Raw genomic sequence first — 15,300 nt, 5'->3', positions numbered from 1 at the left:
AACAGCCGCATGAAGCGGCAGGCGTAACCCATGGGCGTCTCCGAACCCTTCATCCGACGGCCGATCGCGACCTCGCTGCTTGGCATCGCGCTCCTGATCGGCGGGCTGCTGGGCTATTTCGCGCTGCCGGTCTCGGCGCTGCCGCAGGTCGATTTCCCAACCGTGCAGGTGACGACGCAGCTTCCGGGCGCCAGCCCCGACGTGATCGCCTCGCTGATCACCGCGCCGCTGGAGCGGCAGCTCGGCCAGATCCCGTCGCTGTCGGCGATGAACTCGACCAGCTCGTTCGGCGTCAGCCAGATCTCGCTCCAGTTCGACCTCAACCGCGATATCGACGGCGCGACCCCAGGACGTGCAGGCCGCGATCAACGCGGCGGCCGGCGTGCTGCCCAAGACGCTGCCTTATCCGCCGACCTACGCCAAGGTGAACCCGGCGGATGCGCCGGTGATGACGCTGGCGCTACGTTCCGACACGATCTCGTTGCGCGTGATGAGCGACATCGCCGACACCATTCTGGCGCAGCGTTTGAGCCAGATTTCTGGCGTCGGACGGGTCTCGGTCCTCGGCGGGCTGAAGCCGGCAGTGCGCATCCAGGCCGATCTCGCGCGCCTTGCTGCCTACGGCATCGCCATGGAAGATCTGCGCACTGCGATCGCCAATGCCAATGTCTCGGGGCCGAAGGGCTCGCTCGACGGCGCGCAGCAATCCTACATCATCGCCGCCAACGACCAGATCGCCGCCGCCGACGCTTACAGGCCGGTCATCATCGCCTATCGCAACGGCTCGCCCGTCACCATCGGCGACGTCGCCCAGATCGTCGACGGCCTCGAGAACGACCGCACCGGCGGCTGGTACCAGGGCACGCCGGCCGTCATCATCGACATCCAGCGCCAGCCCGGCGCCAACGTCATCGACGTCGTCAGCCAGATCCGCGCGGAAATCCCGAAAGTGCAGCGCGCGATCCCGGCCGGCGTGAACCTCACCATCGTCTCCGACCGCACCGTCACCATCCGCGCCTCGGTACGCGACGTGCAGTTCACGCTGGTCCTCGCCGTCGTGCTGGTGACGCTGGTCGTGCTGCTGTTCCTGCGCTCGCTGCGCGCCACGCTGATTGCCGGCGTTGCGCTGCCGCTGTCCCTGATCACGAGCTTCGGCATCATGTATTTTGCCGGCTTCAGCCTCGACAATCTCTCGCTGATGGCGCTCACGATCGGCACCGGCTTCGTCGTCGACGACGCCATCGTCATGATCGAGAACATCGTCCGCCACATGGAGAACGGCGACAGCGCAATGGAGGCCTCGCTGAAGGGCGCCAGCGAGATCGGCTTCACCGTGATCTCGCTGACGGTGTCGCTGATCGCGGTCTTCATTCCGCTGCTGTTCATGTCGGGTCTCGTCGGGCGCATGTTCCGAGAATTCGCGCTGACCTTGACGATCGCGGTCGTGACGTCGGCTGTGATCTCGTTGACGCTGACGCCGATGATGTGCTCGCGCCTGCTCAAGCACGCCCATGAGGAGCTGGCGGTGCCGGGATTGGCCGCGATCAGCCGCTTCATCGACCGCACGGTCGATGGCTATCACAGGTCGCTTTTGTGGGTCCTGGAACGCCAGCGCGCCACGCTGGTCGTGACCTTCGCCACGCTGATCGCGACCCTCGTGCTCTATGTCGTCGCGCCCAAGGGGTTCCTCCCGCTACAGGACACCGCCTCGATCACGGCGGTGACGGAGGCCGGGCCCGACGTGTCGTTTGCGGAGATGAAGAGACGGCAGGCCGAGGCGGCCGACGCCATCAGGGCCGACCCCGACGTGGTCGGCGTGGTCTCGGTGATCGGCGCGGGCTCGGTCAACCCGACCACCAATGTCGGCCGGCTCGTCATGAGCCTGAAGCCGCGCGGCGAGCGGCGTGACGACATCACGGGCGTCGTGGCCCGGCTGAAGGAGCGGGTATCGGGCATCCCCGGCATGACCGTCTACTTCCAGCCGGTGCAGGACGTGCAGATCTCGACCCAGTCGAGCCGCTCGCAATACCAGTACACGCTGACCGGCACCGATGCGACGCTGGTCTCGGAATGGGCGCGCAAGCTGGTTGCGGAGATGCGGCGCGATCCCTTGTTCCGGGACGTCTCCTCCGAGGCGCAGGAGGGGGGCTTGCGGGCCCAGCTCGATGTCGACCGCACCCGCGCCGGCCAGCTCGGCGTCAGCCTTCAGGCCATCACCGACACGCTCAACGACGCCTTCGCCCAGCGACAGATCTCGACAATTTACGGGCAGGCCAACCAGTACCGCGTGGTGCTGGAGGCGCTGCCGATGTACCAGCGCGATCCCTCGATCCTGTCGAAACTCTATCTGCCGGGCGCCGCCAGCAGCACCGTCGGCGCGCCCAACGCGCAGGTGCCGCTGTCGGCCGTGGCGACGCTGAAGCGGACAACGGCGCCGCTCGCGATCTCGCACCAGGCGCAGTTCCCGTCCGTGTCGCTCAGCTTCAACCTCGCGCCGGGCGCGGCGCTCGGCGATGCCGTCGAGGCCGTGAAGACGATCGAGACCCGCATCGGCATGCCCAACAGCATCGTCGGCGTCTATGCCGGCGATGCCGCCGAATTCGCCAAGGCGCTCGCCGGACAGCCCTGGCTGCTGCTTGCCGCCGTGATCACCATCTACATCGTGCTTGGCGTGCTCTATGAGAGCTACATCCATCCGATCACGATCCTCTCGACGCTGCCCTCGGCTGGCGTCGGTGCGATCCTGGCGCTGATGCTGTGCGGTCAGGATCTCTCGGTGATCGGCCTGATCGGCATCATCCTCCTGATGGGCATCGTCAAGAAGAACGCGATCATGATGATCGACTTCGCGCTGGAGGCCGAGCGCGGGCAGGGCATGTCGCCGAACGAGGCGATCGTGCAGGCGTGTCTTCTGCGCTTTCGCCCCATCATGATGACGACGCTGGCGGCGCTGTTCGGCGCGCTGCCGCTCGCGATCGAGAGCGGCACCGGCGCCGAGCTGCGCTTCCCGCTCGGCATCTCCATCATCGGCGGCCTGCTGCTGAGCCAGCTCCTGACGCTCTACACCACCCCCGTGATCTATCTCGCGCTCGACCGCATCAACCGCCGCCTCGAGCAGGCGCTGCCGCCCGCCGAATCCGGCGGGCCGCCGGTCGCCGGCGCGACCGAGGGGATGCAGTGATGGCATCGATCTCGGAGCCCTTCATCCGCCGACCGGTCGCGACCACGCTGCTGTCGATCGGGTTGTTCCTGCTGGGTGTCGTTGCCTACCATTTCCTGCCCGTCGCCTCGGTCCCGAACGTCGACTTTCCCGCCATCTTCGTCTCGGCCAGCCGGCCCGGCGCCGATCCGTCCGTGATGGCGGCCACGGTGGCATCGCCACTGGAGCGGCGGTTGGGCGAGATCGCCGGTATCAACCAGATCACCTCGACGTCGACCCTCGGCACCACCAGCATCCAGCTCCAGTTCGACATCGGCCGCAATATCGACAAGGCCGCACGCGACGTGCAGGCGGCGATCAACGCCGCGATGGTCGACCTGCCGAGCGACCTGCCGACGCTGCCCCGCTTCCGCAAGGCGAACACGGCCGGCGCGCCGGTTTTCGTGCTGGCGCTGACCTCGAAGACGCTGTCGGCAAGCGCGATCTACGATGTCGCCGATACCGTGCTGGCGCAGCGCATCTCGCAGGTGCCGGGCGTCGGTGACGTCACCGTGTCCGGTGCCGACCAGCCGGCCGCGCGGGTACAGCTCAACCCCGTGGCGCTGTCGAACGCCGGCATCGCCACCGACGACGTCCGAACCGCGATCATCAACGCCAACCCGCTCGGTCCCGTCGGCATTTTCGAAGGCGAGCGTCAGAGCGAGACGCTGGCGCTCAATCGCCAGATGCGCACGGCGAAGGAGTTCCGCGACATCATCATCAAGAGCTCCAACGGCAATTTCGTGCGGCTCTCGGACGTCGCCGACATCGAGGATTCCGTCCGCAACGCCCGCTCGATCGCTTGGTTCAACAAGCAGCCGGCGGTGCTGATCCAGATCACCAAGCAGGGTGATGCCAACGTCATCGACACCGTCGACAGAGTGAAGGCGCTGATCCCTGCGCTGAAGCAGTGGATACCGGCCGGCGTCGAGGTCTCCACTTTGGTCGACCGCACCGGCACGATCCGCGCCAGCGTGCTGGACATGCAGTGGACCCTGCTGGCGACCGCGTTCCTGGTGATGGCCGTGGTGTTCGTGTTCCTGCGACGGCTGACCCCGACGATCGCGGCCGGCATCTCGGTGCCGCTGGCGCTGGCCGGCACCTGCGCCGGCATGTGGGTCGCGGGCTTCTCGATCGACAATCTGTCGCTGATGGCGCTGGCGATTTCCGTCGGCTTCGTGGTCGACGACGCCATCGTCATGATCGAGAACATGTACCGCAACCTCGAGCATGGCATGCGGCCGTTCCGGGCGGCGCAGGAGGGCGCGAAGCAGATCGGCTTCACGGTGGTCTCGATCAGCCTGTCGCTGATCGCGGCGTTTACGCCGCTGATCTTCATGGACGGCATCGTCGGGCGCCTGCTGCGCGAGTTCTCGCTGACGCTGACCTTCGCCATCCTGGTCTCGACGCTGGTGTCGCTCACGGTCACGCCGATGATCTGCGCCCATTACATCCGGCAGACTACGTCCAGCACCGCGACCCTGTTCGACCGCGTCATCGAGGGCTCGCTGTCGCGCATCGTCGCCTTCTACGCCCGCACCTTGCGCACCGTGCTGGAATTTCCGCTACTGACGCTGCTGGTATTCTTCGCCACGATCGCGCTCACGGTGACACTCTACATCAAGGTCCCTAAGGGTTACTTCCCGACGGACGATTCCGGTTTCATCATCGGCGCGACGCGCGCCTCGGCCGACATCTCGTTCCAGTCGATGCTTGGTCTGCAGCAGCGGCTGGCCGACATCGTGATGCAGGATCCGGCCGTGGCCGGCATCGGCTCGACCGTCGGCAGCGGAGGCGGGCCGGGCGGGGCGACCTCGAACCGCGGCACCATGTTCATCAGCCTGAAGCCGCCGGAGGAGCGCGACCACGTCTCGACGCAGGTCGTGATCGACCGCCTCAGGCGCGCGTTATACCCCGTGCCCGGCATCCGGCTCTTCATGTTCGCCGCCCAGGACGTGCGGGCCGGCGGGCGACAGAGCGATTCCGATTACCAGTACACGCTGACCAGCACCGATCTCGGCTTGCTGCAGAAATGGGCGCCGATCGTGGCCAAACGCATGGAGAGCGTGGAGGGCATCACCGACATCTCCAGCGATCGCGACCCTGGCGGGCTTCAGCTCACGCTTTCCATCGACCGCCAGAAAGCCTCGGCGCTCGGCGTCAGGGTTCAGGACATCGACAACGCGCTCAACAATGCGTTCGCGCAGCGGCAGATCTCGATCATCTATACCCAGCGCAACCAGTACATGATCGTGCTGGAGATCGACCCGAAATTCCAGGTCGATCCCTCCAACCTCGACCGCATCTATGTCGCCGGCGCGGGCGACGCGCAGGTGCCGCTCTCGGCAGTGGTGCATGCGACGCGCGGGCTCGCCGCGCTGGCGGTCTATCACTCGCAGTCGTTCCCTTCGACCACAGTGTCGTTCAACCTGCTGCCGGACGTGCCGTTGCAGGTCGCGACGCAGAACATCCAGCGCGCGGTCGAGGAATTGCACATGCCCGAGGGCATTCGCGGCAGCTTCGACGGCAATGCCGGGGACTTCGCCAGGACCAGCGGCCGTCAGCCGCTCCTGATCCTCGGCGCGCTGGTCGCGATGTATATCGTGTTGGGGGTGCTCTATGAGAGCCTTGCCCATCCGCTCACGATCATCTCGACACTGCCCTCGGCCGGGCTCGGCGCATTGCTCGCCCTGCAGATCACCAACACGCCGCTGACGGTGATCGCCTTCGTCGGCATCATCCTGCTCATCGGCATCGTCAAGAAGAACGGCATCATGATGGTGGATTTCGCGCTCGACGCCGAACGCCGGCGCGGCCTGTCCTCGGCAGAGGCGATCTTCGAGGCCTGCCAGGCGCGCTTCCGTCCGATCCTGATGACGACCATGGCGGCGCTGTTCGCCGGCATTCCGCTTGTGGTCGCGACCGGCCCCGGCACGGAGCTGCGCCGCCCGCTCGGCATCACCATCATCGGCGGCCTGTTCGTCTCGCAGATCCTGACGCTCTACACCACGCCCGTGATCTATCTCTTGATCGACCGCCTGCGACGCCGTTCCGAGCCGCGTCCGCTGGCGGCACCGGCGGAATAGGTTGTTGAAGCGGCGCGCGAAGCGTATAGCGCGCCCATGTCGAACCCAACAGATGCGGCCGCGGCCGATCCCATTCCCGAATGCCCGCATTGCCAGAAGCCGATGCCGCTCTGCATCTGCGACAGCGTCACGCCGATCGAAAACCGGCTGTCGCTCCTGATCCTCCAGCATCCGCAGGAGCAGGACAGGGCGCTCGGCACCGCGCGGCTGCTTGCCAGGCATTTCGCCGATGCCACAGTGAGGGTCGGCCTGTCCTGGCCGAGCCTGTCCAAGGCGCTGGGGCGGCCGGTCGAGAATGCCTCGCACTGGGCCGTGCTCTACCTCGGCTCGGCGCGCGCGGCCGATCTCGAGGCCGAAGGTGAGATCGTCGCGCTCAACCGCAAGGGTGAGGTCGCGGAGAACCAGCGTGCGATCCTCGGCAAGCTCGAGGGCGTGGTGCTGCTCGACGGCACCTGGAGCCAGGCCAAGGCGCTATGGTGGCGCAATCCCTGGATGCTCAAGTGCCAGCGCGTGATCCTCAATCCGGCGCACCCCTCGCGGTACGGACGTCTGCGCCGCGAGCCGCGCAGCGACGGGCTCTCGACCATCGAGGCCGCGGCGACGGTCCTCGCCGGGCTCGAGCGGCGTCCTGACATCGCCGACACGCTGCATGCGAGTTTTGAGCGGCTGTTGACACGATATCGCGAGGTCCAGGGCGAGATGCCGGAACTGGCGCCCAAACCGGCCCCGAAGGGCCGCCGGCGCGACTTCCGGCGTCGCAAGCGCGCCTGACTTCGATCCACATCGGAAGTGCCCCGTCGCCGCCATCGCCGGACGAAGGCGGTTGCCTAAACGCTTCATCCCCTATATTGCTCCGCCCTTACGGGGCCACGTGGCGGAGTGGTTACGCAACGGTCTGCAAAACCGTGTACACCAGTTCAATTCTGGTCGTGGCCTCCATCATAAAGCTCTGGAATTACTTGCTAAATTCCTTCGTCGGCGGTTCGGCTCATCGCCCTGCTGGCGGATTGCCGGCCTTCATCTGGCCGCTTTTGAGCGGCCGCATTCTACCTTCCGCTAGTTCCAAACAGGGCCGGGCTATGACAGCCGCCGGTATTGACGGGTGGGTTCTTCTGGCGATCGCCATCTTCGTAACGCCGAGCGCGAGCCCGCCAGCGCGAGGGCGCTACAAGGTGCAGTGGGGGCTGACACCGGATTTGTCCGGGCCCCGCGCAAACCTGCGATTTAGGCCCGCTGGCATAGACTTCGCATCGGTCAGCTGAAATATCCGATCAATCGAGCGCTGGAGAAGCTATGGGCGAGATCGTCCGATTTGTTCCGAAATCCGAGCTGGAGCGGGCTCGCCTCATTCGTGAGGCGCGTGCGATCTATAACAGCATCTTTCCGCCGGCTGCACCCGACCGGGCGCCGCAGGACGGCGAGGAACGCGTCAAGAGTTGATCGTGGTCGCGCCCGGCCCCGGGCTCGATCATGCCAAAGCGCCCGCGGGCATCCGGTCAGGCGAAAGCGCCCTCAGCAGGCCGCATACCAGCCGTCGGGAAAGGGCAGGAGGGGCCAAGCGCCCTCGTTGTCATTGGCGGCCTTCGGAATTGTCCTGGGCGTCGCGTCGAAACTCCACGAGCGGGGCACGAATTCCTCCTCCGGCGCGGGAGCCAGATCTTCAAGGACCATGACGCCCCGGACGGCATCCAGCAGCAAGTTGAATTCGGCTTCGCTCATCACACCCTCCGGAACGCGGATGAGGCAATGTCGCAAAGCCGGCTTGTCTTCGGATTGACCCGATCGCTCGCATTTTAACGATCCGGCGATCGGGACCCGATTGGTTAGCGATTCCTGAAAAAGTCCCGGGCGAATCCTACGTGCCGCCACGGCCTCGTTGGTGTGAAAGAGATCACATTCCCACTGGCTTATTTCTCCTAGCTCTTCGCACCAGGTCGGCCCGCGCAGGCCGCGCGAGCAGGGCAGAACGGGAGACTTGGTCATGAGGGCAAGGTTCTTGCGGTTTGCGGGCGTGAAAAGCCGGGCGCGCGGCACCTCGACGGTCGGGCTGTTCCTGACGCTGTTTGCCCTCCGCCGCTCATGCATAGGGCACAGCGGAGCAGCGGCGGGCCTGCACCCCTGACGTTTACCGCCTCTGCGCCGGCGAGATCCCCAACGTCCGCGCCATCACGGCCTGCTTGCGCCGCAACCGGTCCAGCTTCAGCGAGGCCTGTCGCGCGTGTTCGACCAGCCTGGCGGCTGAGTTGTGCGGCCTGTGGGTTTGTGCGCAGCAAGTACCTCGCACGGGCTCACGAATCCGGCGTAGTGAGCCTGTGGATATGCTGCGGACAGGCTGTGGAGGGCCGGTTGATTTGCTGCGGAGGCCCGACCGTAGATGCGTCTGTCCGGGGTCTCATCTCCATCAGCAAACGTCATATCTCTGTCAAATCATCGCACCAAGTGATTCTCTGACCGGACATATCGCTTCGTCAGCCGGGATCATTTGGTTCTCCCGAATTCGAAAATCCCGCCCCCGCACCGCTTCGAGGCCTGCGAACAGTTTTTGTGCAGCCGTTTGCCCAAATGCCGGGCGCACTCCATCCAATTTTTTGTACGTCCGCGGACAAGCTTTTCGCGGCGCACTCCCGCACGCTTCCGCCCCGATCACTGGACCATGGCAGACGCCATGACATTCGGAGGAACTGGCGAGATGGAGAAATCGGTTGGGCCCCAGGCGCGGCGGGGAGTGGCGCGCGCATCATTGCCACGGCGCAAGCTCATGCTCGGCGCCGCCATTGCTCTCGGACTCGTCGTCGCCGCACCGCTGAGCGCGCAGGCCGCAGCGCCCGCCGCCTGCGCCGCGCTTCAGGAAAAGTATCCGGACTGGAAGGGCAAGACGCTCGTCAACGCCATCAACCCGCACACGCCGGGCTATGAGACGATCGATCCCAAGGATCCCAGCAAGTATATCGGCTTCGACATCGATCTCGGCGAAGCCATCGGCGAATGTCTCGGCTTCAAGCTGACCTACAAGGCGGTGACGTTCGCGGCGCTCCTGACCACGCTCGCCGCGGGACAGGCCGACATCGTGATCTCCGATATCTACGCCACCAAGGAGCGCGCCAAGGCCGCCGACTTCATCACCTACTCGAAGGTGTTCGATGGTGTCCTGGTCGCCAAGGGCAATCCGAAGGGCATCAACGGCATCAACATGTCGCTGTGCGGCGCCGCTGCTGCCGAAAACACCGGCTATGTCGAGGTGCCCCTGATCCAGGCGTTGATCCCGGAGTGCAAGAAGGCCGGCAAGCCCGAACCGACCATCCAGCTCTACGACAACAACGCCAACTGCATTCAGGCGATCCTCGCCGGCCGTGCCGACACCTACATCAACGACGTCAACACCGTCGACAGCGCCGTGAAAGCCTATCCGGACAAGCTGGAGAAGGCGATCGCGGTGACGATCCCGTATTCCGTCGGCATCGCCGTGCCCAAGAACAAGCCGAAATTCCGCGACGCCGTGCTTGCCGCGCTGATCGAGGTGCAGAAGGCCGGCACGCACATGGAGCTTCTGAAGAAGCATGGGCTCGATGTGAACAACTTCATGGAGCCGGAAATTCTCACGGCCGACTGATGTCGCTGTTCCTCCACTACCTGAGCATGCCGTATCTGCTCGCGGGCATCGAGCTCACCCTCGAGGTGACCGCCCTCGGGCTCGGCGGCGGATTGATCCTCGGATTGATCCTCGCCGGCATGCAGCTCTCCCGCTTCTGGCCCCTGGCGGCGATCGCCAGGGCCTATACCGTGATCTTCCGCGGCACGCCGCTGATCCTTCAGATGGTGTTCGCCTACGACGCGCTGCCGCATATCGGCATCAAGCTGCCGGCGGTGCTGGCCGCCGGCCTCGCGCTCGCCTGCAACGAGGCGCCTTTCATCGCGGAGATGCTGCGTGCCGGCGTGCTCGGCGTCGACCGCGGACAGCTGACGGCCGGCCAGGCGCTGGGCATGACGCCATCGGTGCTGATGCGCAGGATCATCGCGCCGCAGGCGATCCGCACCATGATCCCGGCCTTCGGCAACGAGGCGGTGAGCGCGCTGAAGAATTCCTCGCTCGCCTCCGTGGTCGCGGTGCAGGAGCTGACCCTGCGGTCGACGCAACTCGCGTCCTCGACCTTCGACTTCTTCTCGATCTTCTTCGCCTCGGGTCTGCTCTATCTCGTGCTGACCGCGACCATCAGCGTCATCCAGCTCTTCGTCGAATGGTGGCTCGATCTCGATCGCACCACGCGCCGCGAGCGCAAGCTCGCCGATTATCTGCCCTGGCGCCGCGTCGATCTGGTCACCAAGCTCGAACTCGCCGATGCGACCGTCGCCGATCCCGAGCCCGCACCAGCAGAGCTTGCGGCCACGCCTCCGCTGGCCCTGACCCGCGAGGAGCGCGCCCGCCGCGCCGCGACGATCGCGCGCAACAATATCGCGGTCGAAGTGAAGGACCTCACCAAGAGCTACGGCCCGCAGAAGGTGCTCGCCGGCCTCGACCTCACGGTGCGCGTCGGCGAAGTGGTCGCGCTGCTCGGCCCCAGCGGCTCCGGCAAGAGCACGCTGCTTCGCTGCATCAACCACCTCGAGAACTGGGACGCCGGCACCGTGCGCGTCGGCGGCCGGCGCCTCGGCTTCAGCGAAAATGGCAAGCCACTGTCGCCGCGGTCGATCGCCAATGAGCGCGCCAGCGTCGGCGTCGGCATGGTGTTCCAGCAGTTCAATCTGTTCGCGCATCTGTCGGCGAAGGAGAACATCGCCGGTCCCCTGCGCTGGGTTCACGGCATGACCCGCATCGACGCCGACCGCCGCGCCGCCGAGCTGCTCGACCGCGTCGGGCTCTCGCATCGCGCCCACGCGCTGCCGCGGCATCTGTCCGGCGGCCAGCAGCAGCGCGTCGCCATCGCCCGCGCGCTGGCGCCGAACCCGAGCGTGCTGCTGCTGGACGAGCCGACCTCGGCGCTCGATCCGGAGCTGGTCAACGAGGTGCTGGAGGTGATCCGCCGCCTCGCCATCGACGACGGCCTCACCATGATCATCTCGACGCACCAGATCCGCTTCGCCGACGAGGTCGCCGACCGCGTCGCCTTCCTGAGCGGCGGCACGATCATCGAGGAGGGGCCGGCGCACGAGGTGCTCTCCAATCCCCGCAATCCGCTGACGGCGCGGTTCCTCAGCGTGATGGAAGCCGACAAGACTCCGGAGGCGGTGCGATGAGCGGCGCATCCGCAAGGTTCAAGACTCCCGAAGAGGCCACCTCATGAAGCATGTCACGCTGCCGGTTTCGCCGAAAACCGTCCACTGGGGCTATTTCTCCAAGTCAGTCGCGCCGGCCCTGACGCTGCGCTCAGGCGATCGCGCCACCATCGAGACACTGACCCATCATGCCAATGACGATTACGAGCGCATGATCCAGGGCGATCCCGGCGCCGAGAGCGTGTTCCAGTGGACACGCGAGCACAAGGCTGTCGCGCGCCGCGGCTCCGGCCCGACAGAAGGCCCGTTCATCCGCGGCGCAGGCGAGGGGATCGGCGTGCATTTGCTCACCGGACCGGTCGCAATCGAAGGCGCCGAGCCCGGCGACATTCTGGAGGTGCGCATCCTCGACGTCCGGCCACGGCCCAGCTGCAGCGCCTGCCATGCCGGCCGCTGCTTCGGCTCCAACGTCGCAGCCAATTGGGGCTTTCACTATCACGACCTGATCGAGGAGCCGAAGCCGCGCGAGGTCGTCACCATCTTCGAGCTGGACACCTCCGGCGAGCCCTACGCGAAGGCGGTCTACAACTATGTCTGGACGCCGCAGACTGACCCTGACGGCATCGTGCATCCGACCATCGACTATCCCGGCGTCCGGGTCGATCACGCCACCATCAGGAAGCGCGAGAACATCCTCTCCAGCGTGAAGGTGCCGGCGCGACTGCATTTCGGCACGATGGGCCTCGCGCCGTCGGAAGCCGATTTCGTCAGCTCGATCCCGCCGAGCTACACCGGCGGCAACATCGACGACTGGCGCATCGGCAAAGGCGCGCGGATGTTCTATCCGGTTGCCGTCCCCGGCGCCTTTTTCTCGGTCGGCGATCCCCATGCCGCACAGGGCGACAGCGAGCTCGGCGGCACCGCGATCGAGACCTCGCTGACCGGCGACTTCGAGTTCATCCTGCACAAGAAGGCCAATCTTGCCGGCACCAGCCTCGAAGGCCTCGACCACCCGATGCTGGAGACCGACCACGCCTGGTCGTTCTACGGTTTCACCTATCCGAACTATCTCGCCACGCTCGGCGCCGATGCACAAACCGAGATTGCCAATCACTCGAGTCTCGACCGTGCGATGCGCGATGCGTTCAGAAAGCTCCGCCGCTTCCTGATGACCGTGCATCGTCTCAGCGAGGACGAGGCGATCTCGCTGATGTCGGTCGGAGCCGATTTCGGCGTCACCCAGGTCGTCGACGCCAATTGGGGCGTCCACGGCACGATCCGCAAGAACATCTTCCGGTGCGACTGAATCTCTCCACGTCGTCATGCTCTAACGCTTTGAAGAGCAGCCCATTTTTCAGGATAGGATGGTGACCGACGAACCTCGTCTCCGGCCCGTCGCGGCGACGGATGACCGCGTGCGTCTGGCACGGAGGTTGCTTCGATCGACTGCAATCTGGGTCGATCCGATGAGTTTCCGCCCGTTCACGAGCGAATCCTACGCGCAAGACGACCGCCCAGAAGCCTGGCGGGACGTGCTGGCTGCGGTCGGCCTGCAACCGGCGGGTGGCCACAGCATATTTGACGGACACGCGACCGCATCGCACCGGCACGCCGCAGGCGTCGCGCTGACGCGCATGGCTGCGGGCGCGCAGAGCGTCGTTCCGCTCTCACGAGCAAGCGAAGACCTTCCCATCGCGCTGATGCCGGTCGAGGACGGCATGGTGCTGAAGAGCGCCGGCAGTCATCGTATCGTTCCCGTCGGTCATCTCGTGCTGCTGCCGCGCAGCGGCGATTGGAGCATCGTGTTCCAGCGCGACATGCGCGCCATCGTGCTGTCGGTGACGTCGGAGGCGCTGCACGGGCGCCTCTCGGGCAAGCCACGGCTCGGCGGGCCCCGCGTCGTTCCACCCAGCGGCTTTGCCGACGTATTCTCCCGTCTGCTCGATGCCACTGCACGGACCCTCGACACCCTGAGCGACCCCGAATGGAATTCGGTCGCGCATTCTTTCGTCGATCTGCTGCTGACGCTCGTGCATCAGCTGGCGTCCTCGGCCTCCGATGCTGGATCGAGCGCGACGCAGGCCGCGCTGCTGCACCGGATCTGCCAGACCATCGAGCGTCGCCTCGACGATCCCGATCTGGTACCAGCGCGCGTCGCGCAGGCCGAGGGAATTTCCGAACGCTACCTGCAAAAGCTGTTCGAGACGGTCGGGGACAATTTCACCCATTACGTTCGCGAACGCCGCCTCCAGCGCGCCTGGGCCGACCTATCCAACCCAACCGAGGCACATCGTTCGATCTCGGAGATCGCCTACGCCTACGGCTTTGGCGACTCCGCGCATTTCAGCCGCGCGTTCCGACATCGCTTCGGCCTGCCGCCGCGCGAGTTTCGCCAGCAGGAGGCGGAGCGCGCGACGGCACGGCACGGCGTCGCCGGCCAGCGCGGCTGGCCGCAGGAGGCACTGGCGCAGCTTCGTGTCCATCAGAGCGTGGAGACGCGCAGCAGCGTCGCCTGCGCAGGCGCCGAGGCGCGCACGACCGCCGAACGCCGTCATCACCATCTGCCGGTCGAGGCCAGCCGCGTCCATTGGGGTTACTTCAGCCGCTCGCTGCCGCCGCAGATCGAGATCGCCTCGGGCGACACCATCACCATCGAGACGCTGACGCAGCACGCCTCCGACGATCCCGAGTTGATGATCGCCGGCGATGCCGCCGCCGAAAGCGTGTTCGGCTGGACGCGGGACAGGAAGAACGTCGACCGCCGCGGCGCAGGGCCCATGGATGCCAGCGTGTTCGGCCGCGGTGCCGGTGAGGGGTTTGGCGTGCACATCTGCACCGGACCCGTCGCTGTGAAGGACGCCCAGCCAGGTGATGTGCTGGAGGTGCGCATCCTCGACATCGTGCCGCGGACGAGCCGCAATCCGAACCATGCGGGCCGCGTGTTCGGCTCCTCGGTCGCGGCGTGGTGGGGCTATCACTACAACGAGTTTCTCGGCGGTCCGAAGCCGCGCGAAGCGGTTACCATCTACGAGATCTTCGACGACGCCGAGGTGCCGCACGCCCGTGCGCTCTATTCCTACCGCTGGGAGCCGCAGACCGATCCGTTTGGCGTCGTGCACACCACCTACGATTACCCCGGCGTTCCCGTCGCACTCGCCACGAACAAGCGCCGCCATGCCGTACTCGACGGCATCAAGATCCCCCTGCGTCCGCATTTCGGCGTGATCGCTGTGGCGCCGCGCGAGGTCGATTTCGTCGATTCCGTGCCGCCGTCCTATTTTGGCGGCAATCTCGACAATTGGCGGTTGGGGAAGGGGGCAGCCGTGTATCTTCCGGTCTCGGTTCCCGGTGCGCTGCTGTCGGTCGGCGATCCCCATGCCGCGCAGGGCGACGGCGAGCTCAGCGGCACCGCAATCGAGTGCTCGATGACCGGTACCTTCGAGGTGATCCTGCACAAGAAGGCCGATCTCGCCGGCCAGCCCTTCGCCGATCTCTCCTACCCCCTGATCGAGACCGAGACCGATTGGGTGCTGACAGGCTTCAGCCACCCGAACTATCTCGCGGAGTTCGGCGCCCAAGGGCAGAGCGAGGTCTACGCCAAGTCCTCGCTCGACCTCGCCATGAAGGACGCGTTCCGCAAGATGCGGCGGTTCCTGATGAACGTCAAAGGCCTCAGCGAGGACGAGGCGATCGCGCTGATGTCCGCCGCCGTCGATTTCGGCGTGACGCAGGTGGTCGACGGCAATTGGGGCGTGCACGCCATCCTCAGCAAGCGCCTGTTTCAGGACGCATCTTAACAAGGAC

Annotated in this window: 8 protein-coding genes, 1 tRNA gene and 1 pseudogene; 9 read left to right on the top strand and 1 reads right to left on the bottom strand. The window is 65.9% G+C overall.

Annotation, left to right across the window (positions count from 1 at the left end; translation table 11 throughout):
- The first annotated feature begins 30 nt into the window (after positions 1-30).
- The 5 genes and pseudogenes from ABIA42_RS14335 to ABIA42_RS14315 all read left to right on the top strand — a co-directional run bounded on the left by ABIA42_RS14335 (position 31) and on the right by ABIA42_RS14315 (position 7,725).
- A pseudogene (locus tag ABIA42_RS14335) lies at positions 31-3,181 on the top strand (efflux RND transporter permease subunit).
- Positions 3,181-6,285, top strand: coding sequence for an efflux RND transporter permease subunit (locus tag ABIA42_RS14330; protein WP_370112865.1), 3,105 nt, complete (start codon positions 3,181-3,183; stop codon positions 6,283-6,285). The pseudogene ABIA42_RS14335 and the gene ABIA42_RS14330 overlap by 1 nt, the downstream one beginning before the upstream one ends.
- Before the next feature lie 36 nt (positions 6,286-6,321).
- Entirely contained in the window at positions 6,322-7,056 is a 735-nt protein-coding gene (locus tag ABIA42_RS14325) for a tRNA-uridine aminocarboxypropyltransferase (RefSeq protein WP_271528418.1), read from the top strand.
- Between the two features lie 94 nt (positions 7,057-7,150).
- A tRNA-Cys gene (locus ABIA42_RS14320) sits at positions 7,151-7,224 on the top strand.
- 354 nt (positions 7,225-7,578) lie between these two features.
- Positions 7,579-7,725, top strand: coding sequence for a hypothetical protein (locus ABIA42_RS14315; RefSeq protein WP_370112867.1), 147 nt, complete (start codon positions 7,579-7,581; stop codon positions 7,723-7,725).
- Between the two features lie 72 nt (positions 7,726-7,797).
- On the opposite strand, the gene ABIA42_RS14310 is transcribed toward ABIA42_RS14315, so the two are convergent.
- A complete protein-coding gene (locus ABIA42_RS14310; protein ID WP_271528417.1) occupies positions 7,798-8,004 on the bottom strand; it encodes a hypothetical protein in 207 nt (68 codons plus the stop codon).
- Between the two features lie 970 nt (positions 8,005-8,974).
- Between ABIA42_RS14310 and ABIA42_RS14305 the strand changes: the two genes are divergently transcribed.
- The 4 genes from ABIA42_RS14305 (at position 8,975) to ABIA42_RS14290 (ending at position 15,293) form a co-directional block, all read left to right on the top strand.
- A complete protein-coding gene (locus tag ABIA42_RS14305) occupies positions 8,975-9,895 on the top strand; it encodes an ABC transporter substrate-binding protein (RefSeq protein WP_271528416.1) in 921 nt (306 codons plus the stop codon).
- Positions 9,895-11,517, top strand: a complete 1,623-nt coding sequence (locus tag ABIA42_RS14300; RefSeq protein WP_271528415.1) for an amino acid ABC transporter permease/ATP-binding protein — start codon at positions 9,895-9,897, stop codon at positions 11,515-11,517. The genes ABIA42_RS14305 and ABIA42_RS14300 overlap by 1 nt, the downstream gene beginning before the upstream one ends.
- 43 nt (positions 11,518-11,560) lie before the next feature.
- A complete protein-coding gene (locus tag ABIA42_RS14295) occupies positions 11,561-12,802 on the top strand; it encodes an acetamidase/formamidase family protein (protein WP_370112870.1) in 1,242 nt (413 codons plus the stop codon).
- A gap of 160 nt (positions 12,803-12,962) precedes the next feature.
- Positions 12,963-15,293, top strand: coding sequence for an acetamidase/formamidase family protein (locus tag ABIA42_RS14290; RefSeq protein WP_370123470.1), 2,331 nt, complete (start codon positions 12,963-12,965; stop codon positions 15,291-15,293).
- The last annotated feature ends 7 nt before the right edge of the window (positions 15,294-15,300 follow it).

The organism is Bradyrhizobium sp. USDA 327 (assembly GCF_041262065.1).
Taxonomy (GTDB): Bacteria; Pseudomonadota; Alphaproteobacteria; order Rhizobiales; family Xanthobacteraceae; genus Bradyrhizobium; species Bradyrhizobium liaoningense.
This window is presented reverse-complemented; position numbering and strand designations above follow the sequence as displayed.

Coding starts and splice junctions, on each gene's coding strand:
- ABIA42_RS14305 (WP_271528416.1), top strand. CDS start 8,975: ATGGAGAAATCGGTTGGGCCCCAGGCGCGGCGGGGAGTGGCGCGCGCA.
- ABIA42_RS14290 (WP_370123470.1), top strand. CDS start 12,963: ATGAGTTTCCGCCCGTTCACGAGCGAATCCTACGCGCAAGACGACCGC.
- ABIA42_RS14295 (WP_370112870.1), top strand. CDS start 11,561: ATGAAGCATGTCACGCTGCCGGTTTCGCCGAAAACCGTCCACTGGGGC.
- ABIA42_RS14310 (WP_271528417.1), bottom strand. CDS start 8,004: ATGAGCGAAGCCGAATTCAACTTGCTGCTGGATGCCGTCCGGGGCGTC.
- ABIA42_RS14330 (WP_370112865.1), top strand. CDS start 3,181: ATGGCATCGATCTCGGAGCCCTTCATCCGCCGACCGGTCGCGACCACG.
- ABIA42_RS14325 (WP_271528418.1), top strand. CDS start 6,322: ATGTCGAACCCAACAGATGCGGCCGCGGCCGATCCCATTCCCGAATGC.
- ABIA42_RS14315 (WP_370112867.1), top strand. CDS start 7,579: ATGGGCGAGATCGTCCGATTTGTTCCGAAATCCGAGCTGGAGCGGGCT.
- ABIA42_RS14300 (WP_271528415.1), top strand. CDS start 9,895: ATGTCGCTGTTCCTCCACTACCTGAGCATGCCGTATCTGCTCGCGGGC.